24 protein-coding genes are annotated in these 22,027 nt (G+C 38.5%); 13 read left to right on the top strand and 11 right to left on the bottom strand.

All coding sequences use genetic code 11. From position 1 onward, the window contains the following. Positions 1–3: 3 nt before the first annotated feature. Both HT99x_RS13220 and HT99x_RS13215 read right to left on the bottom strand, forming a co-directional pair. Entirely contained in the window at positions 4–1,197 is a 1,194-nt protein-coding gene (locus tag HT99x_RS13220; protein WP_075065456.1) for an acetyl-CoA C-acyltransferase, read from the bottom strand. A 7-nt stretch (positions 1,198–1,204) separates the two neighbouring features. Next, entirely contained in the window at positions 1,205–2,365 is a 1,161-nt protein-coding gene (locus tag HT99x_RS13215) for an isovaleryl-CoA dehydrogenase (RefSeq protein ID WP_445971437.1), read from the bottom strand. A 92-nt stretch (positions 2,366–2,457) separates the two neighbouring features. On the opposite strand from HT99x_RS13215, the gene HT99x_RS13210 reads away from it, so the two are divergent. Beyond that, positions 2,458–3,207 (top strand): SDR family NAD(P)-dependent oxidoreductase, encoded by a 750-nt coding sequence (locus tag HT99x_RS13210; RefSeq protein WP_075065457.1) that lies wholly within the window; start codon positions 2,458–2,460, stop codon positions 3,205–3,207. A 72-nt stretch (positions 3,208–3,279) separates the two neighbouring features. On the opposite strand, the gene HT99x_RS13205 is transcribed toward HT99x_RS13210, so the two are convergent. After that, positions 3,280–4,416 carry an acyl-CoA dehydrogenase family protein gene (locus HT99x_RS13205; protein ID WP_075065458.1) on the bottom strand — a complete coding sequence of 379 codons (1,137 nt, stop codon included), beginning with the start codon at positions 4,414–4,416 and terminating at the stop codon, positions 3,280–3,282. A 157-nt stretch (positions 4,417–4,573) separates the two neighbouring features. On the opposite strand from HT99x_RS13205, the gene pdhA reads away from it, so the two are divergent. From pdhA to HT99x_RS13180, 5 genes are all read left to right on the top strand, one after another. Then, entirely contained in the window at positions 4,574–5,656 is a 1,083-nt protein-coding gene (pdhA, locus tag HT99x_RS13200; protein WP_075065459.1) for a pyruvate dehydrogenase (acetyl-transferring) E1 component subunit alpha, read from the top strand. After that, complete coding sequence (locus HT99x_RS13195; protein WP_075065460.1) at positions 5,653–6,633, top strand: transketolase C-terminal domain-containing protein; 981 nt, start codon at positions 5,653–5,655, stop codon at positions 6,631–6,633. Before pdhA ends, HT99x_RS13195 begins: the two co-directional genes overlap by 4 nt. Further along, the gene (locus HT99x_RS13190) at positions 6,630–7,721 is read left to right on the top strand and encodes a 2-oxo acid dehydrogenase subunit E2 (protein ID WP_075065461.1); all 1,092 of its coding nucleotides are present in this window, start codon (positions 6,630–6,632) and stop codon (positions 7,719–7,721) included. The genes HT99x_RS13195 and HT99x_RS13190 overlap by 4 nt, the downstream gene beginning before the upstream one ends. 118 nt (positions 7,722–7,839) lie before the next feature. After that, positions 7,840–8,304 (top strand): hypothetical protein, encoded by a 465-nt coding sequence (locus tag HT99x_RS13185; RefSeq protein WP_075065462.1) that lies wholly within the window; start codon positions 7,840–7,842, stop codon positions 8,302–8,304. Positions 8,305–8,668: 364 nt separating this feature from the next. Then, the gene (locus tag HT99x_RS13180; protein ID WP_075065463.1) at positions 8,669–8,935 is read left to right on the top strand and encodes a hypothetical protein; all 267 of its coding nucleotides are present in this window, start codon (positions 8,669–8,671) and stop codon (positions 8,933–8,935) included. Between the two features lie 63 nt (positions 8,936–8,998). Here HT99x_RS13180 and HT99x_RS13175 read toward each other — a convergent pair whose 3' ends face one another. From HT99x_RS13175 to HT99x_RS13165, 3 genes are read right to left on the bottom strand one after another with little or no spacing between them, the layout of a single operon-like run. Continuing rightward, positions 8,999–10,108 (bottom strand): ABC transporter substrate-binding protein, encoded by a 1,110-nt coding sequence (locus tag HT99x_RS13175; protein WP_075065464.1) that lies wholly within the window; start codon positions 10,106–10,108, stop codon positions 8,999–9,001. A gap of 34 nt (positions 10,109–10,142) precedes the next feature. After that, complete coding sequence (locus HT99x_RS13170; protein WP_075065465.1) at positions 10,143–10,805, bottom strand: HAD family acid phosphatase; 663 nt, start codon at positions 10,803–10,805, stop codon at positions 10,143–10,145. A gap of 47 nt (positions 10,806–10,852) precedes the next feature. Continuing rightward, on the bottom strand, positions 10,853–11,602 hold the full coding sequence (locus HT99x_RS13165; protein WP_075065466.1) for a YciC family protein: 750 nt from the start codon (positions 11,600–11,602) through the stop codon (positions 10,853–10,855). A gap of 179 nt (positions 11,603–11,781) precedes the next feature. Here HT99x_RS13165 and HT99x_RS13160 point away from each other — a divergent pair, with 179 nt between their 5' ends. Both HT99x_RS13160 and HT99x_RS13155 read left to right on the top strand, forming a co-directional pair. Beyond that, a complete protein-coding gene (locus HT99x_RS13160) occupies positions 11,782–12,696 on the top strand; it encodes an ABC transporter ATP-binding protein (protein ID WP_102134626.1) in 915 nt (304 codons plus the stop codon). A 9-nt stretch (positions 12,697–12,705) separates the two neighbouring features. Further along, positions 12,706–13,476, top strand: a complete 771-nt coding sequence (locus HT99x_RS13155) for an ABC transporter permease (protein WP_075065468.1) — start codon at positions 12,706–12,708, stop codon at positions 13,474–13,476. A 389-nt stretch (positions 13,477–13,865) separates the two neighbouring features. On the opposite strand, the gene HT99x_RS13150 is transcribed toward HT99x_RS13155, so the two are convergent. The 5 genes from HT99x_RS13150 to HT99x_RS13130 form a co-directional block, all read right to left on the bottom strand. Then, on the bottom strand, positions 13,866–14,261 hold the full coding sequence (locus tag HT99x_RS13150) for a hypothetical protein (RefSeq protein ID WP_075065469.1): 396 nt from the start codon (positions 14,259–14,261) through the stop codon (positions 13,866–13,868). 465 nt (positions 14,262–14,726) lie between these two features. After that, positions 14,727–16,460, bottom strand: coding sequence for a DUF6119 family protein (locus tag HT99x_RS13145; protein WP_158003356.1), 1,734 nt, complete (start codon positions 16,458–16,460; stop codon positions 14,727–14,729). Further along, positions 16,426–18,129 carry a KGGVGR-motif variant AAA ATPase gene (locus HT99x_RS13140; protein ID WP_075065471.1) on the bottom strand — a complete coding sequence of 568 codons (1,704 nt, stop codon included), beginning with the start codon at positions 18,127–18,129 and terminating at the stop codon, positions 16,426–16,428. The genes HT99x_RS13145 and HT99x_RS13140 overlap by 35 nt, the downstream gene beginning before the upstream one ends. A gap of 4 nt (positions 18,130–18,133) precedes the next feature. After that, the gene (locus HT99x_RS13135; RefSeq protein ID WP_075065472.1) at positions 18,134–18,679 is read right to left on the bottom strand and encodes a helix-turn-helix domain-containing protein; all 546 of its coding nucleotides are present in this window, start codon (positions 18,677–18,679) and stop codon (positions 18,134–18,136) included. Further along, positions 18,676–19,053 carry a hypothetical protein gene (locus HT99x_RS13130; protein ID WP_075065473.1) on the bottom strand — a complete coding sequence of 126 codons (378 nt, stop codon included), beginning with the start codon at positions 19,051–19,053 and terminating at the stop codon, positions 18,676–18,678. The genes HT99x_RS13135 and HT99x_RS13130 overlap by 4 nt, the downstream gene beginning before the upstream one ends. A 702-nt stretch (positions 19,054–19,755) precedes the next feature. On the opposite strand from HT99x_RS13130, the gene HT99x_RS13125 reads away from it, so the two are divergent. The 5 genes from HT99x_RS13125 to HT99x_RS13105 all read left to right on the top strand — a co-directional run bounded on the left by HT99x_RS13125 (position 19,756) and on the right by HT99x_RS13105 (position 21,908). Further along, entirely contained in the window at positions 19,756–20,583 is an 828-nt protein-coding gene (locus tag HT99x_RS13125; RefSeq protein WP_075065474.1) for a hypothetical protein, read from the top strand. Between the two features lie 343 nt (positions 20,584–20,926). Continuing rightward, positions 20,927–21,376, top strand: a complete 450-nt coding sequence (locus HT99x_RS13120; protein ID WP_075065475.1) for a hypothetical protein — start codon at positions 20,927–20,929, stop codon at positions 21,374–21,376. Between the two features lies 1 nt (position 21,377). Continuing rightward, entirely contained in the window at positions 21,378–21,521 is a 144-nt protein-coding gene (locus HT99x_RS13115; RefSeq protein WP_158003357.1) for a hypothetical protein, read from the top strand. Positions 21,522–21,532: 11 nt separating this feature from the next. After that, positions 21,533–21,718, top strand: coding sequence for a hypothetical protein (locus tag HT99x_RS13110; protein ID WP_075065476.1), 186 nt, complete (start codon positions 21,533–21,535; stop codon positions 21,716–21,718). A 7-nt stretch (positions 21,719–21,725) separates the two neighbouring features. Beyond that, positions 21,726–21,908, top strand: a complete 183-nt coding sequence (locus HT99x_RS13105) for a hypothetical protein (RefSeq protein WP_075065477.1) — start codon at positions 21,726–21,728, stop codon at positions 21,906–21,908. Positions 21,909–22,027: the final 119 nt, after the last annotated feature.

Raw genomic sequence — 22,027 nt, 5'->3', positions numbered from 1 at the left:
AATTTACTCGTTCACTTCAATCGCAATTGCAGTTGCTTCTCCGCCACCAATACAAAGCGCAGCAACCCCTTTTTTTAGTCCTTGTTGCTTGAGCGCATAGATAAGGGTGGTCACAATTCTTGCACCAGAGGCGCCAATAGGATGTCCCAATGCGCAAGCACCACCATGAATATTTACTTTTTTGCGTGAGAGACCTAATGTTTGAATAGCTGCCAGAGTAACGACGGCAAATGCCTCATTAATTTCAAAGAGATCGACATCATTGATATGCCAATTCGCCTTAGCAAGTACTTTTTCTATCGCTTGAATGGGTGCGGTTGTAAACCAACCGGGTTCATTGGCATGTTGTGCATGCGCGATGATGGTTGCTAGTGGTTTAATGCCACGATGATTTGCATCTGATTGCGTCATCAGTAAATGGGCACAAGCCCCATCAGAAATGGCGCTTGAATTGGCTGCCGTGACGGTGCCATTTTCTTTGAAAGCGGGCTTTAAATGAGGAATTTTTTCCGGCATCGCTTTACCCGGGAGTTCATCATCCATGATTTCAATGATGCTTGATTTATTCGTAATGCTAATGGGCACGATTTCATCGTTAAAAGCATGATTTTTAATGGCTTGCTGCGCTAACGTTAATGATTCCAATGCAAATTCATCTTGTTGCTCTCTTGAAAAATGATATTTTTCTGCACAAATTTCGGCAAAAACACCCATCAATTTGCCTTTGTCATAAGCATCTTCTAGTCCATCTAAAAACATATGGTCATATACGCTACCATGTCCCATGCGATAGCCCTGTCTTGCTTTAGGGAGCAAATAAGGCGCATTGGACATACTTTCCATACCGCCGGCAATATTCATTTTTTGACTACCGCTTAAGATAGCATCATGCGCTATCATGAGTGCTTTCATTCCCGAACCGCACATTTTGTTAATGGTTGTTGCTGGCACATGCATTGGCAACTTTGCACCGATTAATGCTTGTCTTGCGGGTGCTTGACCAAGGCCAGCCGGTAAAACACATCCCATGAAGACTTCATCAATTTCATGTAAATCAACATCAACTTGCGTAAAGAGACTAGCAATAGCGGCAGCCCCTAATTGCGGTGCACTTTGTGAGGAAAAACAGCCTAAATATTGACCAATCGGTGTTCGTTTAGTTGCAACAATAACGACTTTATCAGAAGACTTTAACATGAGTGCGCTAATTTCCTTCATTAAAAATTTCACGACCAATAATGATACGACGAATTTCAGAAGTGCCTGCGCCAATTTCATACAGTTTGGCATCGCGTAGTAGCCGTCCTGTAGGATACTCATTGACATAACCATTACCGCCTAAGCATTGTATGGCTTCTAGCGCTATTTGGGTGGCATGTTCGGAAGTAAAAAGAATAACCGCAGCAGCATCTTTATTGTCTAAGATTTGGCTGTTATCGACATGCTGCGCAAGCTGATACAAAAATGCACGACTTGCTGATAATGCCGTATACATATCAGCGACTTTGCCTTGAATAAATTGATATTGTCCAATGGCTTTGCCAAATTGCTTGCGTTCATGAACATAGGGAACAACCACATCTAAGCAAGCTTGCATAATACCAACAGGGCCAGCTGCAAGAATCAGTCTTTCATAATTTAATCCACTCATGAGAACGCTAGCGCCGTCATTCAAGGTTCCCAAGATATTTTCAGCTGGCACATCGCAATCTTCAAACACAAGCTCGCAGGTATTGGAACCACGCATGCCGAGTTTGTCGAGTTTTTGCGCTGTCTTATAGCCAGGAAAATCTTTTTCGATAATAAAAGCGGTGATCCCTTTAGGGCCTTTGTCTTTATCGGTTCGTGCATAAACAATTAATATATTGGCATCAGGCCCATTGGTGATCCACATTTTAGAGCCATTTAATCGATAAAAATCACCGTGACGGGTTGCATTTAGCGATAAGCTCATCACATCTGAACCACTGCCTGATTCGCTCATGGCTAAAGCGCCGACATGCTCGCCACTTAATAATTTCGGCAAATATTTTAATTTTTGTTCTGGGGTGCCATTGCGATGAATTTGGTTGACACAAAGATTTGAATGGGCTCCATAACTTAATCCAATGGAGGCAGAAGCTCGACTAATTTCTTCCATTGCAATAACATGAGCTAAGTATCCAAGTTGAGAACCGCCAAATTCTTCTTTGACGGTGATCCCTAATAATCCTAACGCGCCCATCTTTTGCCACAGAGCAGCAGGAAAGGTATTTGTTTCATCGATTTGTTGTGCAAGAGGAGCAATTTCGCGTTGGGCAAATTCATAAACAGTATCGCGAATTAACGAAGCAGTTTCACTTAGGCCTGAGATCATGGGCATCATTTTAAGGCATCCTGTTCTTAAATTAAGCGCGTGACTTATTTATTGTATATTGGTTACGATAGTTTGTCTTAGGAACGGGTAATAAAAATCAAATGATAATCCAAGATAAAATGGCACTCATTGTTGGTGGCGGTCAAGGGCTCGGTGAAGCAACGGCTAGGTATTTAGCTGAACTAGGTGCAAAAATAATTGTCCTAGATAAAGCCAAGGAAGAGGCAGAACGAGTTGCCCAAGCAGTCAATGGGACTGCGATCACTTGTGATATTACGCAAGCACAAAGTTTGGAAGACGCATTTAATAAACTCTCTTCACTTTCTATGGTGGTGAATTGTGCTGGCATTGCTCCTGCTTTACGAATGGTTGGAAAAGAAGGGCCAACACCACTTAAAGCTTTTGAAGATGTTATTTCAGTGAATCTGATTGGTACTTATAATGTGATGCGCTTAAGCGCTGCTCTTATGATGAAACAAGCGGTATCAGAGCAAGAAGAACGAGGCGTGATTATTAATACCGCATCGATTGCTGCCTATGATGGTCAAATTGGGCAAACTGCTTATAGTGCCTCTAAAGGAGGCGTGGTTTCGTTAACCTTACCTGCTGCACGTGAGATGGCTCGGTTTGCAATTCGAGTGATGACGATTGCTCCCGGTATCATAGGAACCAATATGATCAGAAATATGCCAGAGAATGTGCAAAACAGTTTATTAAGCCAAACTATTTACCCTAAACGCTTTGGTTTTCCGCAAGAATATGCCTCATTAGTGGCACATATTATTAGTAATCCCTTACTGAATGGTGAAGTCATACGTTTAGATGGCGCGGTAAGAATGAACACCGTTTAAAAAATGCCCTTTTGCATTCGTCATTGCGAGGCACGAAGTGCCAAAGCAATCCTCTTTGATAAGAAAAAATGCCTAATCTTTTATCAATTCTTTACTAATAATATATCGCTGAATTTCGCTAGTCCCTTCATAAATCATCGCAACACGGACATCACGATAAAGTCGTTCTAACGGAAAATCTTGCAAGTAACCATAACCACCATAGATTTGTATGGCCTCGCGGCAGACTTTTTCGGCTACTTCACTGGCAAATAATTTAGCCATCGATGCTTCTTTTAAACAAGGGCGATTAGCATCCCTTAAGAGTGCAGCATGGTAAAGTAATTGTTTGGCTGCTTCTAATTGAGTTGCCATATCGGCTAATTTAAAACCTATTGCTTGATGCTGATACAGGAAATGATCGAAGGTTTTTCTTTCTTTCGCATATTGCATGCTCAGGCGCAATGCTTCTTCTGCCATTCCGATAGCTTGTGCTGCAATACCCAGACGCCCGCCTTCTAAATTACCTAAGGCAATTTTATAACCTTCGCCCAAATTACCTAGCATATAAGCGGCAGGAATGCGGCAATCTTCCAGAACAATTTGCGCAATTTCGCTGGCATGCTGCCCCATTTTATTTTCAAGCTTTGCGACTTGATACCCTGGTGTATTCGTTGGCACAATAAAAGCGCTTAGTCCGCCTTGTTTTGCAGCTTTATCCGTTCTTGCAAAAATAATGGCAATATCAGCATGTTGGCCACTGGTTACAAATTGCTTGACCCCGTTTAAAACAAAAGTATCTCCATGATGGCTCGCATGCGTTTGACAATTTGCAGCATCTGAACCTGCTTGGGGTTCACTTAAACAAAAGGCACCTAATTTCTCGCCGCGGGCTAAAGGCATTAAAAATTGTTCTTGCTGAGCTTTGGTACCAAATTTTAAAATGGGTGCGCAAGCGAGACTATTATGAACGCTCATAATGGTAGAAACCGAACCAGAAGCTTTGGCAATCTCGATGATACTGAGAACAAAAGCCAAATGGTCACTTTGTGATCCTGCAAATTGTTCAGGAACCAGCATACCCATAAATCCTGCTTGAGCTAACGCATCGATAGCAGGGCGGGGGAAGATTTTATGCTTTTCCCATTCTTCGACATGGGGTCTAATCACTTTATCGGCGAGAGAGCGTGCGGTCTCTTGAACCAAAAGATATTCTTCTGTAAGTAACATAGTTAACACCCTATGAAAGGATCTAGCAAACGATACTCAAACCAATTTGAAGATAGCCAACATGGCCCTAAATTCAAAGAGGGAAGAGTACAACGTATCAGAATTTTCCTGAGACTGTTAGAATTACTCGACTATTAATATTGAAGGAGCACTATTAGTGAGTCATCAAACAACTACGGTCGCCCATTTTGATATCCCCCATTTTGGTTATTTGGATTCTGAGGCGAACGTACTGCAACCATTGCCAGCATTTGCAGAAGACAAGCAGATGGTTTTAAAACTCTACCGCATGATGATCCTGATGCGAGTCTTTGACAAAAAAGCAATCACATTGCAACGCACCGGTAAATTAGGTACTTATCCTTCTACCTTAGGCCAGGAGGCCATTAGTGTTGGCATGGGAGCCGCCATGCAGCCCTTAGATGTTCTTTGCCCTTATTATCGAGAATACGGAGCGCAATTTTGGCGTGGTGTCAAAATGGAAGAAGTCTTACTTTACTGGGGTGGCGATGAGCGTGGTAGTGACTTTGCCAACAATAAGCAGGATTTACCTATTTGTGTGCCCATCGCAAGCCAAACCTTGCATGCAGTTGGTATTGCAACCGCATTAAAACTGCAAAAGAAACCACAAGTCGTGGTGACAGCCATTGGTGATGGCGGAACTTCACGCGGCGATTTCTATGAGGCAATGAATGTAGCGGGTGTTTGGAATCTACCGGTTGTTTTTGTGATCAACAATAACCAGTGGGCGATTTCGGTTCCTCGTGAAAAACAATGTAAAGCGCAAACCCTGGCACAAAAAGCGATTGCCGCAGGACTTGAAGGGTGGCAAATAGATGGTAATGATGTCTTTGCTGTCAAAGAAGCGCTAGATACAGCTTTAGAAAAAGCGCGAAAAGGACAGGGAGCAACAGTGATTGAAGCGATTAGTTATCGTATGGGCGATCACACCACGGCAGATGATGCTAGTCGATATCGCAGCCAAGAAGAGTTGCAAATGCATGAAAAACAAGATCCGATTAAAAGATTAAAACAATATATGCTAACGAAAGATTTTTGGGATGAGCAACAAGAAGCGCAATTAATGCAAGAGATTACTGCAGAAGTTGAGAAAGCGGTTGAGCATTTTAACCAGATCCCAATGCCTTCACCTGAATCGATGTTTGATTATCTTTATGAAACCCTTCCTGAAGCTTATCAATCACAACGAGCTGCTGTAATGAAGGGAGAAAATCAATGACGGCAATTACCTTAGTTGAAGCAGTTACCCAAGCCTTAGCCTATGAATTAGCACACGATGATAAAGTGGTGATCTTTGGTCAAGATATTGGGACTAATGGCGGTGTTTTTCGTGCAACACAAGGCTTGCAAGCTAAATTTGGTGAAGAAAGAGTTCGTGATACCCCGCTTGCCGAAAATATGATTGCAGGACTTGCGGTTGGTATGGCAATCGGCGGAATGAAGCCCGTTGCCGAAATTCAATTTATGGATTTTATTTGTGCCAGTATTGATCAAATATTATCGCATGGTAGCCGCATTCGAAATCGTACCCGGGGGCGTTTAACTTGCCCGATGGTGATTCGCACACCATCGGGAGGTGGTATTCGCGCTCCTGAGCATCATTCAGATAGTATGGAAGCGCTTTTTTCACAAATTCCTGGTTTACGTGTTGTTATTCCTTCATCACCGGCACGTGCTTATGGCTTATTATTAGCGGCTATTCGCGATCCAGATCCCGTTATTTTTATGGAACCTAAACGTATCTATCGCATGGTAAAAGAAGAAGTGCCTGATGATGGTGAAGCACTTCCTTTAGATGTATGTTTTGTGTTGCGCGAAGGCAAAGATATCACGTTGGTTTCTTGGGGAGCGATGGTGCATGAAACATTGCAAGTTGCACAGAAATTATCGCAGCAAGGAATTGAGGCAGAAGTGATTGATGTCGCAACAGTGAAACCACTTGATATGGATACAATTTTGCAGTCGGTGGAAAAAACAGGCCGTTGTGTTGTTATTCAAGAAGCCAATCCGACTTGTTCATTGAGTTCAGAAATCATTGCACAGCTCGCAGAAAAAGGTTTAACCAGTTTAATGGCGCCACCACAAAGAGTGACAGGCTACGATACCGTTATGCCATTATATCGATTAGAAAAATTATTTATCCCAAGTGAACAACGCATTATGAATGCGGTAAAAAATGTATTGGAGTATGTATGAAGACGTTTGTATTGCCTGATTTGGGAGAAGGGTTACCCGATGGCGAAATTAGTGAATGGCATGTAAAAGAAGGTGATAGCATTCAAGCAGATTCACCCTTAGTTTCCATTGAAACTGCCAAAGCGATTGTCGAAGTGCCTTCACCTTATACGGGAAAAATCGTAAAACTTCATGGCAAAAAGGGTGATGTGATTCCAACAGGTTCTCCTTTAGTCGATTTTTCAATACAAGGTCGGGAAGAGACGGGAACGGTGGCCGGTGAAATTAAAGTCGGACATGAAGTATTGACCGAACAAGCCATGGCAATATCAAACCGTGTGCAAGGCGTCAAAGTGCTGCCTGCGGTGCGAGCCTTGGCTAAAAAGCTCAATGTTGATTTAGCAACTATTACTCCTTCTGGCGCTGACAATACGATTACTGCAGATGATGTAAAAGGGGCAAGCCAAATATTATCGAATGCGCCAACCCTAGAGCCTTTGCGCGGTGTTCGTCGTTTTATGGCCAATGTGATGTCTGCATCACATGCTGAAGTGGTACCCGTGACGGTAATTGATGATGTAGATATTACCGCCTGGGTTAAAGAAAAAGATTTTACCACGAAAGTTATCATGGCAATGGTAAAAGCTTGTACTGAAGAGCCTGCGTTAAATGCATGGTATGACAGCAAAGCAATGGGACGTCGGATTTTTAAAGAAGTTCATATTGGCTTAGCAATCGATACAGAAGATGGTTTGTTTGTCCCGGTCATTAAAGATGCGCAGACTAAAAACAAAGAACAAATTCGCAGTGAGATTGAGGTGCTGAAACAGGAAGTGCGTTCGCGCATTATTGCGCCACAAAAATTACAAGGTAGTACGATTGTATTATCCAATTTTGGTAATTTTGCTGGACGTTATGCCAATCCTATCGTTGTGCCGCCTACGGTTGCTATTTTGGGAGTGGGTTCATTGCGTGAAGCGGTATTACCTTATCAAGGAGCACCATCAATCCGTTCAGTATTGCCTTTATCCTTGTCATTTGATCATCGGGCAGTCACGGGTGGAGAGGCGACGCGTTTCTTATCATTATTAATGCGCCATTTGCAGTAAGGATGCTTGATCAAATGTTCTCCTTGTGACAAAACAAGCGCTATACACTATACCTAAAGTAATCCTATTTGGGACGACTTTGTTTACTGTTAGCTAACATTTATCCAAGGAGAAAGGTATGCGTAAAGGTTTATTAGGAGTGATTGTAGGCGTTGGCATGATGATTGCCCAAAGTGCGGGTGCTGCTGATATGGTTCGTTATGACAAATCAGCTAGTAATGTTCAGCCAGAACAAACGGTTGCTCAAATTCAAATGAATCCAGATTGTAACGGGCCACATTGCCGTCCATGTGCTACCCCATGCCCAAGACCATGTGCAAACCCATGCGCAAGACAATGCCCACCAAGACATCATCATCGTCATCACCACCATAAAAAACACCATCACAACCATAAACATGGTGCAAAGAAGCATCATGCTAATAAAGCACAACAAAGTGGTCATAACGAAAGCATAGAAGAGAAGAAAATGTCTTCTGACAGAAATCACCCTAGCGCTAGAAAAACAAGCGCTAAAGCAAAAAATAGCAACAATGCTTATGTTGAAGAATATATTGACGATGTAGGCCGTGAACACCGCTAAACGACCTTGGCGTGTGTCGCCTGATGGTGACACACGCTTTTTTTTACCCCTTCATAACCTATGGCTATTCGATTGTTTCGAGATAGGTCAGTCTGCTCCTTTTAAAATGCGCGTAGCTCAACTTTTTATTTGGTTTTCAAAATTAGATAATAAATTATCACTCTATAAAAATGCACCATTGCCGTTATAGAGCTGTCATTCGAATGAAATTAAGAGAGGGGCAAGCAACAAACCTGAATATTCAGATGGTAAAAAGAGATCCTCTCAATAGACAAGTGGTAGAGATTGTTTAGTTCTGATAATCACTGCCGACTACAATAGGAAGATAATGCAACGGAATTGGAAATGACCCTGGAGGTTAATTATGAGTCAACGTAAATGGTTAAGCGCAGCACTATTTTTTGCTTTAACTAGCGCAACAAGTGCATTTGCAATTGAAGGTTCAGGTGGTGTAGATCGTGATAGAGTCGGGGGCAATAATTGGGATCGCCAAACCCGTTCATATGAAGATAGAGATTACGGCTATTACTATCAAGATGCCAATTTAAGAGCACGTCATCAACAACTCAGAGAAGACCTCGATGAGCGTCAATATAAAGATTTTGATGTTCAAGATCGAATGAATAACTGATTATCAATATAAGATTAACAGATAACAAGACGCATGGAGGGTCCATGCGCCTTGTATCGTATTTTATTTCGGTGAGTAGCTTCTATTATTGTTCCATTCATACATGATGTAGTTGCTTTGGTTAAGATCGCCTTTTGCATCCCATGATTTTTCACCCAAGACTGTATTCACTTTATTTTGGTGTAACCAGGCCGCTAGCTGTTTACCATCAAGGCTTTTCGTTTTGGTGAGTGCATTAGCAATTGCTTCAATCGCGGCATAACTATAAAGGGTATAACCTTCGGGATCGATTTGATCAGCCTGAAATGCTTTAACGGTTTGCTTTGCACTAGAGAGCGTGCGTGGATCAACACCAAAGGTCATATAAATGCCTTTTGTGATTTTGTGTCCGCCTGCTGATGTCACAAAATCGGTGGTGACGATGCCATCGCCTGCAACTATCGGCGTTTTTTTATCAGCTTCACGAAACTGTTGTACAAAGGGCCCTGCATCACTGTGCAAGCCACTAAAGTAAATAGCATCAGGATGAAGCTCGGTAATTTTAGTAATCAGAGAACGAAAGTCTTTATTACCGCGGGGCGTTTCAGCATACAAAGCGGTTTTAATATTACGTTTTAGGAGGGCATCTCTGACGGTCTCGGCGAGTCCTGCACCATAGGTACTATTATCGTGAATGATCACAATTTTTTTGGCTTTAAGATCGCTGGCAATAAATTTTGCGGCAACATCGCCTTGTTGATCATCACGTCCACACAGGCGAAAAACGGTTTTAAAACCTTGCTCTGTCACTTCAGGATTGGTTGAACCCGGTGTGATCATCAAGACCCCTGCTTTGGCATAGATTTTAGAGGCAGCCAAAGTAGAGGAAGAACAAAAATGGCCAACGACAGCACTGACTTTATCACCGACCAATCGCTCGGCAACAGCTGCTGCTTGTTTGGGGGTGCATTTGTCATCTGCTTTAATCAATTCGATGCGGTTGCCATTAATGCCGCCTTTGCTATTAATATCAGCAACAGCTTTTTGTGCGCCTAACCAGAATTGATCACCAAAAGAGGCATAGGGTCCTGTAAAAGGACCCGCAACACCAATTCGGATAGTTTGATCGGCAGCGAAGACAACGCTTGCACTGAATAGAGCCAGTGTAATTAAGGTATTAACTAACTTACGCATGCAACACTCCCTGTCTGCATTCACACATTAATTATTATGCATTTTCATAAAATGGGTTTGGGATTTTTACTTTAATTTCCGCATAACCACCTTTGAGATCAGTCTCTTGATCTCCAATATTTAAAACAATATCAAATCCTTGTTGCGCAATGTGGCGTCTAGCATTGGTTTTAAAAGTTTGTACGGAGAATTCTTTGTCAATCGGTTTTAAAATCAATTCTTCCCATTGTTCAAAACCGGCTGATTTAAGATTTTTGACCGTAATTGCCATCAATTCCGGTGTATTAGGGCGTTCACTAATGAAGAAAACAGCGATGCCTTGTTCAATAGCATGTTGATAAAGGCTGAGTGTTGAAAGAATGGGTTCTGCCCCGCCTAACATATATGCCCCAGTTAATGCTTGAGTATTACGGGTAAAAGAAAGACGTTCGAGATCGCGATAATTTGAAAGTGCGGTTTCGTCAATATCAAGCACAATAGCGAGTCGATTTTCTCGATTTTTCTTAGGTTCCTGTAGTTGTCTATCTAAGTATTCTTTTGCTTCGCTGATTTTTTGTTCAATGTCGTTATGGTATTTGCCAGATTGATAATATTCTTGCAATTGTTTCTGTGAAGGAGGGGTATGGCTCACAGGTTGTGCATAAGTAGGAGTAATACCTAACAATGAAACGAGTAATAGCGTTGTTCTTAACAGCATGATGATCTCTTCTATTTACAAAAGAAAAGCCAAGGTTAACGCAAGTCTTACCAACGGGGAAGAGGTGCTGCTTGACGACAACGCAGATCATTCAAGAGTGATAAAGCCGTACAAAAAATTAAGGGAATGAAGAGGGCTTGAATAACGATATTGGCAAAGCAAAGCGACCGATATAATTCAAGCAAGCCACTTTGATAATGTTTGAACAGCGTGAATAAAAGCAACAGTACGCCAAGCGAAACGGCAATATCAATGAGTAGCGGTAAACTGATAATCAGCAGTGCATGCCACCAATTTCCCCAGACTAAACGATGACTGGTTAATAGGGTGGGTAGCACATTTTGATTATCCGTAATAAAAAGAATAAAAGAGAACATCAGTGAAACCGCCAGAATAATACCGGGGATGATTAAGAATAAAGTGCCACTGATAATCATTAAGGTATAAACAATCCCTAACAGCAAAAGCGGGATAAGTTTGAATAGCGCGTGCAAAATCGAATTCAAAAAGGTCAAAGGTAACTGCTCAGTAATGCAATGCAGCCTAAAGATCAAAGCGCTTAGCAAGATAAATCCGATTAACCAGGAAACAATAGTCGCCAGCACAAAGGGTGTCTGATGTAAAAAATTTTCGACCGCTGAAGGGGCCGTCACATCAATAAAAAGTTGAGGAACTAAAATAAAACCTGCGGCTAGTAAAGAATAAGGGAGCGCAACCCAGAAAGTATGTAAGTAGAAATGAAAGCCTTGCTTTACAACAGAAAGTTTGTCTTGAGGCTCACTTTTTAAAGTAAACATACTTACAGAGATGTCCTTTATCCAATTTAATTTAGAGTATATACCTATTGTACTTGAAGATGCGAAGCATGGCGGGTATGCCGTCTAGATAATTCGTTAGAATGGCAATATCGCATCTTCAGGACGAGTGGTATATTATTAAATAACAGTCACTTTTCCAACCATGTAAAGAAATAAACATCATGAAAGCGCTGAATATCCGTAACCTGCAAAAAATCTATGACAATGGCACGCAGGCGCTCAAAGGTATTGATCTAGAAGTTGCAGAAGGCGATTTCTTTGGATTATTAGGGCCCAATGGTGCAGGAAAATCAACAACCATTGGCATCATTTCTTCCTTAGTGGTTAAAACAGCCGGACAAATAGAAATATTTGGGCATGACTTAGATAAAGATACGACCGTCGCGAAGCGGCTGCTGGGATTAGTGCCGCAAGAATTTAATTTCAATGTATTTGAAAAATGCATCGATATTTTAACCAACCAAGCTGGTTATTACGGCATTGAGTACGCAAAAGCGAAAGAAAGGGCGGAATATTATCTGAAGCGCTTGGGCCTGTGGGATAAAGCGTATGATCCTGCTAGAACTTTATCAGGCGGTTTGAAACGACGTTTGATGATTGCCAGAGGCTTAATTCATGATCCTAAAATTCTCATTTTAGATGAGCCAACCGCAGGGGTTGATATTGAACTTCGTAGAACGCTATGGGCTTTTTTAAAAGAACTGAATGAAAAAGGCATCACCATTATTTTAACAACCCATTACTTGGAAGAAGCAGAAAGTTTATGTAAACAGATTGCGATTATTAATCATGGTGAATTGATCGAAAATACCAGCATCAAACGCCTTATCGCCACTTTGCATCGTGAAACGTTAGTACTTGATTTAAAAGAACCTATCGCCACCTTACCGCAGTTAAGTGGCTTTGAGTTTGTGCAAAATGATAATGTGACTTTAGAAGTCAGTTTTTCAAAAGAAAGTTCAATTAATCATCTCTTTACAGCGCTTTCACAGCTTGGCATTGAAGTGACGAGCTTACGCAACAAAACCAATCGTTTAGAAGAATTATTCCTCAATTTAGTGACACAAAAATAAAGAGGTATCGTGACACATTTAAATTGGATTGCACTATCGACATTAACACGCCGTGAGGTAATGCGTTTTTTTCGCATTTGGACACAGACATTACTCCCTTCCCCGGTGTCAATGGTACTGTATTTTGTGATATTTGGTGGTTTAATTGGGCCTCGAATTGGTGTGATTGATGGTTATCGTTACATCGAATATATTGCCCCCGGTCTTATCATGATGGCTGTGATTAATAATGCTTATGCGAATGTGGTCGCTTCCTTTTTTGGTACTAAGTTTCAACGCAATATTGAAGAAATGTATGTATCGCCAATGTCTAGCTGGGTGATTATGCTAGGTTTTATGATTGGGGGCGTTGCGCGAGGATGTTTAGTGGGGCTCATTGTCACTTGTGTTGCTTTGTTTTTTACCAAGCTGCATGTCCACAATATGGCAGTTATCTTTTTTAGTGTGTTATTAACTGCTATGCTGTTCTCTTTAGCCGGGCTGATTAATGCTATCTTCTCGAAAAAATTTGATGATATTAGTATCATCCCAACCTTTGTGCTCACACCCTTAACCTATCTTGGTGGTGTATTCTATTCAATGCACATGTTATCACCGTTTTGGCAAAAGCTATCGCATTTGAATCCCATCCTCTACATGGTAAATGCATTTCGCTATGGCATGTTGGGAGTGTCGGATGTGCCGGTTGAAATTTCGCTGATTTTTATTGGTGCATGCTGTGTGATTTTATATTTTTGGACTTGGTATCTGCTTGAGGAAGGCACGGCGATGAAGTCCTAATATTCTTAAAATCCCCCGCAAGCTTTGCGAGCGGGGGATTTTTATCTTAATAATTTGTGTCACCGCTCCCGCGGTTCTTGTGAGAGGGGAATTTTTGTACCCCCCATTGCGGCGCTTTGCGCCTTCATAGGGGGCTAGCTAATGTCCTCGCTGCCGCGAGGATTTTCTAAACACATTGTCACTGTTATAAAGGTAGCATCATTCAATGATGGATATCGTTGATTAAGATAAAAATCCCCACTTGATTTTCAAATAAGCGGCCCCCTTTTAAACAAAGTGGGCGAATGATTCGCTACGCTCATCGTTGTCGGAAATTGATCGCCCTCTTTGAATAAAAGGGGGCAGCGAGCTTTTAAGCGAGCGGGGGATTTTTATCTTAATAATTTGTGTCACCGCTGCCGCGGTTTTTGAGAGAGAAATTTTCTGTACCCCCCATTGCGGCGCTTTGCGCCTTCATAGGGGGCTAGCAAATTTCCTCGCTGCCGCGAGGAGTTTATAAATACATTGTTATTGCTGGTGGTTACATCATTCGATGATGGATATCGCTGATTAAGATAAAAATCCCCCCGCTTGATTTTCAAACAATCGGCCCCCTTTTTAACAAAGTGGGCGAATGATTCGCTACGCTCATCGTTATCGGAAATTGATGGCCCCCTTTGAATAAAAGGGGGCAGCGAGCTTTTAAGCGAGCGGGGGATTTTTATCTTAATTTGTGTCACCGCCACCGCGGTTTCTTTTGGGAGGAGAATTCTTGTACCCCCCATTGCGGCGCTTTGCGCCTTCATAGGGGCTAGCGAATTTCTTCGCTACCGCGAGGATTTTCTAAACATATCGTCACTGTTACAAAGGTAGCATCATTCGATGATGGATATCGCTGATTAAGATAAAAATCCCCCCGCTTGTTTTACAAACAATCGGCCCCCTTTTAAACAAAGTGGGCGAATGATTCGCTACGCTCATCGTTATCGTGAATTGACATTCATTAACAGCGGTAGCTGCAAAGTCATGAGAGATGATACCAGTTTAAAGTGTTACCTATGCGCCCGGTTTGTAACATAGATCGCCCCCTTTGAATAAAAGGGGGCAGCTCGCACTTGGGCGAGCGGGGGATTTTTATCTTAATAATTTGTGTCACCGCTTCTGCAGTTCTTTGCGAGGAGGATTCTCTTTTCCCCCATTGCGGTTAATGCCTCCATGGGGGACTAATGAGTGAAGAGATAAGAAATTTGAATTTTAAAATTTTCCGAGTATTAATTTTCTATTGAGCCTAGTTTAACTCGTTTAAAAGTTATGCATGATTTAAACTTTCTATCTTGGGTCAAATATTTATGTGAGTTCATTAATTCATATTGAGTCATAAAAGGCAAATCGGATATGTCAAATTTTTCGCTATCATGTAAAACACAAAAAACTATCGTATATTCAGATTCATTAATATCATTGTTATGTTCTGGAATAATAGATTTGAAAATATCTTTCGCTGAATGCGAATTATTGTCAATCCAGGCACGCATTTCTTGGCGACAGGTTGCGTTCGTTGAGAAAGCATAAGAATAAAATCTTCCTTGTATAAACAAATGGCTTATTGATGCTGCTCCATGAGAATAGCGTTTGACATGAATAATATGTTTGTTTTTGTTCAACAGATCGCATATTTCATATTTCTTTTCTCCTGCGATAGATATTTTAGATTTATCAAACAGAAATACATCTTTAACATTTTCAGCAACATGCGCATTATAAATTTCTTCACGATTTTGTCTTTTAGTTGCATCAAAAATATTTACATCTATTGGAAGATATTCTATTTCCTTGACAATATCTTTATTTTCTAAATATTCAGACACGATTGTTTTTAAATCTTGAGATACTTCTCGCCATTGAGAATTTGCTAGAATATATGTTTTATCATCTAGTTCAATTTCTGCAATTAGACATTGGTAACCATTCCAAAGCTTGTATTTTCTTTGGTGTTCATGATTGTAACCATAAATGTCCCATCTCTTTATTGAAGAAATACTAAAGCTTTCTTTTGATATTTTATGATGCGAAACTAAATCATCTATTCTTAAATCATCATAGAAATTATTTTCTTTTTCAGTATCTCTATTATAACAATAAGAAAGATCTTCATTTCCAACGAATTCCGGTGGAGCCAGATGAATTTTGTCAAAAGATTTATCTGCAATCTTTGAGCAAAGTAATGAATCTAATGTATTAATTATTTGAGGGTCAGATTCATGGCGGAACAAATCATAAGATTTAAAATCAGTTTTCTTATAATCAGCGGATTTGTAACGTTCTTCGAATCTGTTGCAAATATCAATTAATTTATTCCAAGTAAGAGATTCTGGCAATTTAAGGGCAATGCTGTCTTTCCCTTTAAAGGAATCTATCACATCAGAAAATTCATCATTAACATTACCTGAGATCATTCTCAAAAATTCTGTTTCATTTATTCCAAATGTACTTAATCCTGATGCTATACTTAACTGTCGTTCAGTTTGATGTGTGACGGATTCATAAATTGATGTTTGCACTTTTCGTAATTTGTCATGGTCGCAAATATTCATTGCGACTTTTATTCCAAAATCATGCACTATGTGGTTCTTATCTAAAAACATGTCACCGTGTTGGCCAAAAGTCATTGCAAAATAGATATGCTTATCAGCATCAATTCGGATCTTTATCCCTACGATAGCGCGAGGGTAGCTATTCATTGCTGAATATAGATACTGATCGCTATCGAATCCTGAATTAAGGAAGGATATCCATGGAATATCTTTGTTTGTTTTCAGATCACTTTTATGATTTTCAAATTTTACGTATATTTTACTATTGTTAACTTTCGTAACTAAGTCATAACCATTTGGGAATTGTTTAAGGAATTTATTAAAATCAATCCCATCTTTAATCTTGTATATAGTGATTTTCTTTAATTCAAGCATATTACTTGTCAACAGAGTTAAGATTGTTGTTTTCAAATTTATTTAATTCTTTGAGAAAATTATCTTTCCCTTCCACTTCTCTAAATAAAGTTGGAACAAAATATTCATTTCCATCATCATGTATTAATAGTAATTTATTACTAATTTTAATATATTCTAAAGCTTTAGCATTATTGCCTAATTTATAAAATGCATAAGCACAAACAAAGGCAGTTTCGGGGCTTTTAAGGTTAAATCTTCTTTCTTCTATTTTCTCTACATATGCGTTATATAATTCATTAGCTAATGCTTTTTTCTCAAGTTGTTCGGCAGAATATCCTCTTGAAAAAATAAAGAAAGTATTTTTTTCTTCTTTTAAATTTTTTATCACAAATTCATAATGTTTATTTTTAATTAAATTTTTTACAATTTCATTTTTGTGATGAGAGGTTAATATATCAAACCATGCTGAGTTTTTAATTAAATCACTTACATTCTTCAGCGCGATCTTGTAAATAATAGCTGATGATTCATGTAGTATCATATTTCGTAAGACTGGAAGAACTCCCATATCTATTTCAAATTTATACTCATCAAGGAAATTTTTAATATAAGATATTAGTTTTAGTGTGCTTTTGTCATCTAATTTAATCTTGATATCTTTATCTTTAAATAAATCAATAGCTTGAATAATTTTATCAAGCAAGTCAATTATAGGGATTCTATTAGAATAATTTTTTCTAAGTGTTTCTAGCTCTTCTTTGAGAGATTCCGAAGTTTTCTGATCTTCACTGAATCTCATTTTAATGGCAACTTCAGAGATGGCTCTTTTGAAGTTGAAAGAATTTTTACTCTCAATTGTATGAGCTAAATTCTCATATGAAAGTAAAAGAGGATCTTCTTGCAAAATTACCTTGCTTTTTTCTAACTTGAATAAGCTTGGAAGATATTCAGTTAAAGATAGACTAGGATAATGATAGATGAGTAAATCAGGATTTTGTTCGAAAAATTTGGAGAATTTTTCAATTCTGTCTTGAAAAAGCTGATTTTCACCCCAAGGTAAGCCAACTGGTATATTTGATGCAACTAAAATAGTATCGATATATGATTTTTTGAATGATGAAACTACTTCAGATGTTCCCAGGATATTTTGACGGTTTAATGAAGAAAGGACCACAACTAAATCAGATAAATATTTAGTGCATACCCCACCTATATCAGTTATTCCTGTTCTTGAATCTATAAAAACGTAATCAGGATTTTCAAATTCAGATATAATTTGCTTCTTGAAGTTCTCAAGAAGAGCCTCGCCATGCGATTCTTCAAAAATTTTAGTCCAATCTAAAGAATTTAATTTTTTAGAATAATCTTTTTTTGATGTATCCCCGGCCCCCAAAATCCAAATTTTTCCTTGGATATTTAGATTTAGTTTATCATTTGAAATAGAGTATTTTCTTAATTCTGGAATTGTCTTTTTATTAATAGAATCATGTAAATATTCTAAAATTCCTCTTTTACATTTTACATCTTCTTTACTTATATTATATTTCTCAGCGATCTCCATTACATAAGAAAATAATCCAGGGGCTTCCAAGTCAAAATCTAAAACAACAACACGCTCTCCTTTCATAGCCATAATTAAAGCAGTATTGATTAATGCACTAGTTCTTCCTACTCCGCCTTTATAAGAATAGAAAGATATAAATTGTGTTTTAAAAGTTTTCAATTTCTTATACCTGCTTATGCTCTAATATTCTACAAAATTGACTTGGTGTTGAGTATCTAATCCTTTCATCTTCATTCAAATATTCGTATTTTGTTAAGTCAACGATATGTATTTTTCTCTCTTCAGTATGTTTAGTTAATATACCAGCGGCCACATTATTGGTTAAATATTTGACAGTCTGATTTAATAGTCTTAAGTAATTAAATTTTTCGAAGCTAGGAATGGTCTTTTTGCTAATTAATTTTGACAAGTATACTTCGGAAATTCCTATATGCATTGATAATTCTTTTTGACTTAATCCCGATTTATTCTTAATTTCAGATATTAAATGAGAGGTTTCTTCTTTGATGGCAAATTTTAAAATATCATCTAGGGCAGTGATTTCATTGCCGGATATGATTTTTTCACCACATTCTGGGCATCCCCAGACATATAGATCTTTGAGAACTATTACATTTGGAAAATCTTTCCATGGCATTGATGTATTTTTTAAATTTGTTTGTTCTAAATTAACATTACATAAAACACATTTGGTAAGTGCAGCATTCATAAGCCTTCTCCTTTGTATGCTTCCAAAGTTTCAGACTGTGTAGTCAATACATCTTCTGTAGGATGGAAAGAAATTACATAGATAAATTGGCCGATAGAATCATCTATAATTGAAAACTTGATATAAAACGGAATATTATTAATTCTCTTGCCATAAATATCAAATGTCATGCCACCATAATGGGTGGATCTTGCAAAATTATGATGTTCTAATTTAGAAACTTCTCTAATTATGAAATTTCTAGCTTGGTTTGCAGTTAACTTGAAAATTCTAATCACTACCTCAATCGCCCTTTTTTGTCCGAATCTATGGTCTTTAATCTTAACATCTTGAGCAAGCCCAATTATCCCCTCCAGTGTATATCTTGAAACCACTACTACACCCTTTTTTGTTATCTTCAGTTTAATTGTTGATCATGAATTTACCGATGTCAACATTTTTGATTGTATAGAGGATAATATTTGGTTAATGAGATGCATTTCTTTAGGCATCATCTTAGAAAGGGCAAGATTACGTGAATATACAAATATCTAACGTTGTGAAACCTTCAATACACCTAATACAGCGCCGGTAAGAGAAACTTTAATCACATTCAGGAAAAGTCAAAGAAAACAGTTGATGGATATAATCATTTGTTACGCAGCTATTGTGGCTATATTATGGCGGTGGTTGTTTTCCCCATTGTAGCTTCGCAGAGGGGTAGCGAATAACCTCGCTGCCATGCGATGACTGAGATAGTTGATTAGAAAAAAATCCCCCGCTTGTTTTACAAATAAGCAGCCCCTTTTAAGTGGGCGAATGATTCGCTACGCTCATCGTTTTGGGGTGCGACAGTCTTTAGCAGTGGCAGCTGCGATATTTGCTAGCCAAGGGTAAAACGAATGAGCGTTAGCGAGTGAGTGAAACCTTGGGACAAGAATGCCCCCACACCCGGCACCTCGGTAGCGGTGCAACAACTAATATAGTTTCAAATTAGATTTTATTAAAGGCATAATCTCTGTAATATAACTATTCTTGAAATATGGTTGTTTGATGAGTTTGCATATTGATTTCAGTGCATAGATAGGGACATAAATTTGGTTCAGATAATATATTTTGATATTGAAAAAATAGTCAGTGACTGTATTCAAAGAATTGATAGAATATCCTTCTTTGCAAGGTACTTAGATGCTTCCAAATGTAAAATTGATGAATTTGAAAGTGATATCTATCACGAAAGTATTAGCGGCTATCCTATTGTTTTTACATCTTCAGTATCAGAATCTGAATTAGATTTAATTAGAAAAGATTTAATTCCGTGGTCTTTCAGAAAATGCTATAACGACATTATCAGTTCTTTCGTAATTTTTCTTGATGAAATATTACACATGGAAAGGATATTGGTGGTATTGGAATCTAAGTTTGATTCTATAAACAAAACTAAAAATCATAAAAGCATTGATGGTTTTATAAAAGAAGAATTTGAGAAAATTAGAAAGGAAACTTCACTATATAAAAAATTGGAAGAACTGTCTCAATATATTAACCAAGATGACCGAGTAATATTTAGCAAGTTGTATCAAACTAGAAATGCAATAGAGCATTGGGATGCACATGCAAACCCTGTTTCATTTAAAAGCCCAGGAGACGAGTATGAAATATCGTTACCACATTTCGAAATATATATTGGAAATTTAAGTATTGATGATTGGCAAAAATTAGAGCCTTATATGAAAAAAAATCCCAGTATTAAAAATAAACCAAATATCACAGTTGATTTCCATAAAATAAAAATTAAAGATGGAGATAAAATAATAATAACAAAGAATGATCTTATGATTTTTATTCAATGGATAATTAATGTCATCAAAGATATACGCTTAGAAATATTAAAGAAAAGAAAACAGTTTAAATTTGATATTTAAATGAACTAATAAAAAAACGTTGAATTTAGAAAGCTTCTATAATCTGCGAAAATATGATTAAAAAATAGCTATTTACAATTAGATTCGAAATTTGCTAATGTACACGAATCGTGACTGCAAAGTGCGCTAACACTTTACAGCCACTAACCACAAGCAAAACTTTAACGGAGTTTAAGCCCATGGCTACGCACATTTTATTACATTCTTTCTCAGTTAAAAAGCTCGCATCGTTGCGATATGTTAACCTATTGTTTTTTATGCAAAAAAATCTGACATAAACCGTTTTCAACCTCCGGTTTTAAATGAGATTTTGATTGCTTACTAATAGTAGGGATGTATTGCTATGCAAGCCTATTCGTTCTCGCGCATTATTTCTGATGCACGTCAATTTACGCGCACGACAACTATATCATTGGCTGAAATATTATTTATCTTCAGTCATACACAATTAAACGAAGTGGAAAAATTACTTTGGATATTTTTGTCAACGCATGCCAATGAAAATTTCTGCTGCACATTTTCATATATGCAATTATCTTTTTGCCTTAATTTGCCAGCGGAAATGGTGCATGCGGCTCTCAAACACTTAATAGCCATGGGCTTTTTAGACACCGAAGGTCTACCTGATTCATTGACCCCGCTCAAGTTAATGAAAGGATGTCGATTTTCGGTGCAATTACCATTAGAAGGCTTACTAGCCTTGAAAAAAACACCGAAAATATCGGTGGAATTATCTAAACGAAAGCCTATCAATATAAATTTATTACATAATCGTTTTAACAAAAGGAGTTGATATGACTGAACAGCAATGTTTGTGTGTTAGCGGTGGATATCAAGAATGGCCTCATGATTATACCGAAAAAGGGTTTCAGGATTTAGCCAATCATTTTTATTGCACAATTGTTAATCAAACTTATATCGAAATTATCAGTTTATAAAGGAAGTAGCCATGTTAGTAATAAATGATGAAAATTTATATGACGTTAATGGTGGTAAATTTCACATTGGCGGTATGATTTCAAGCTTAGTGGTTGGATTTGTGGTAGGAGGCCCGGTTGGTTTAGGTTTTGCCGCTTCGGGAATTATTATGGCTGAGGGCATCAATAATTTGCATGATCTCTATTCTTCAAACTAGAGGGATTATGACATTGTTACAACTTTTGCTCTTTACTTGGGTTGCAGCGTGGGTTTTTGCAGAATCGCTCTCACCAGGTATTAGCTATATCGGTAAGCTGCAAGCATCTATCATTGCAACGTTTGCTGCGGGGTATGCGAATGATGCGCATCGAGCGAGGTGGCGAAAACTGAAAAGCTGGATGCGATAGTTTTTGATAAAATCCCCCCGCTTGTTTTACAAACAATCGGCCCCCTTTTAAACAAAGTGGGCAAATGATTCGCTACGCTCATCGTTGTCGGAAATTGATCGCCCCCTTTGTATAAAAGG

Source organism: Candidatus Berkiella aquae (genome assembly GCF_001431295.2).
In the GTDB taxonomy this organism is placed as follows: domain Bacteria; phylum Pseudomonadota; class Gammaproteobacteria; order Berkiellales; family Berkiellaceae; genus Berkiella; species Berkiella aquae.
Note: the sequence above shows the minus strand (reverse complement) of the source record. Positions and strands in the feature narration are given on the sequence as shown.

Coding starts and splice junctions, on each gene's coding strand:
- HT99x_RS13220 (WP_075065456.1), bottom strand. CDS start 1,197: ATGTTAAAGTCTTCTGATAAAGTCGTTATTGTTGCAACTAAACGAACA.
- HT99x_RS13215 (WP_445971437.1), bottom strand. CDS start 2,365: ATGATGCCCATGATCTCAGGCCTAAGTGAAACTGCTTCGTTAATTCGC.
- HT99x_RS13210 (WP_075065457.1), top strand. CDS start 2,458: ATGATAATCCAAGATAAAATGGCACTCATTGTTGGTGGCGGTCAAGGG.
- HT99x_RS13205 (WP_075065458.1), bottom strand. CDS start 4,416: ATGTTACTTACAGAAGAATATCTTTTGGTTCAAGAGACCGCACGCTCT.
- HT99x_RS13195 (WP_075065460.1), top strand. CDS start 5,653: ATGACGGCAATTACCTTAGTTGAAGCAGTTACCCAAGCCTTAGCCTAT.
- HT99x_RS13190 (WP_075065461.1), top strand. CDS start 6,630: ATGAAGACGTTTGTATTGCCTGATTTGGGAGAAGGGTTACCCGATGGC.
- HT99x_RS13185 (WP_075065462.1), top strand. CDS start 7,840: ATGCGTAAAGGTTTATTAGGAGTGATTGTAGGCGTTGGCATGATGATT.
- HT99x_RS13180 (WP_075065463.1), top strand. CDS start 8,669: ATGAGTCAACGTAAATGGTTAAGCGCAGCACTATTTTTTGCTTTAACT.
- HT99x_RS13175 (WP_075065464.1), bottom strand. CDS start 10,108: ATGCGTAAGTTAGTTAATACCTTAATTACACTGGCTCTATTCAGTGCA.
- HT99x_RS13170 (WP_075065465.1), bottom strand. CDS start 10,805: ATGCTGTTAAGAACAACGCTATTACTCGTTTCATTGTTAGGTATTACT.
- HT99x_RS13165 (WP_075065466.1), bottom strand. CDS start 11,602: ATGTTTACTTTAAAAAGTGAGCCTCAAGACAAACTTTCTGTTGTAAAG.
- HT99x_RS13150 (WP_075065469.1), bottom strand. CDS start 14,261: ATGAAGGCGCAAAGCGCCGCAATGGGGGGTACAAGAATTCTCCTCCCA.
- HT99x_RS13135 (WP_075065472.1), bottom strand. CDS start 18,679: ATGAATGCTGCACTTACCAAATGTGTTTTATGTAATGTTAATTTAGAA.
- HT99x_RS13120 (WP_075065475.1), top strand. CDS start 20,927: ATGCAAGCCTATTCGTTCTCGCGCATTATTTCTGATGCACGTCAATTT.
- HT99x_RS13115 (WP_158003357.1), top strand. CDS start 21,378: ATGACTGAACAGCAATGTTTGTGTGTTAGCGGTGGATATCAAGAATGG.
- HT99x_RS13110 (WP_075065476.1), top strand. CDS start 21,533: ATGTTAGTAATAAATGATGAAAATTTATATGACGTTAATGGTGGTAAA.
- HT99x_RS13105 (WP_075065477.1), top strand. CDS start 21,726: ATGACATTGTTACAACTTTTGCTCTTTACTTGGGTTGCAGCGTGGGTT.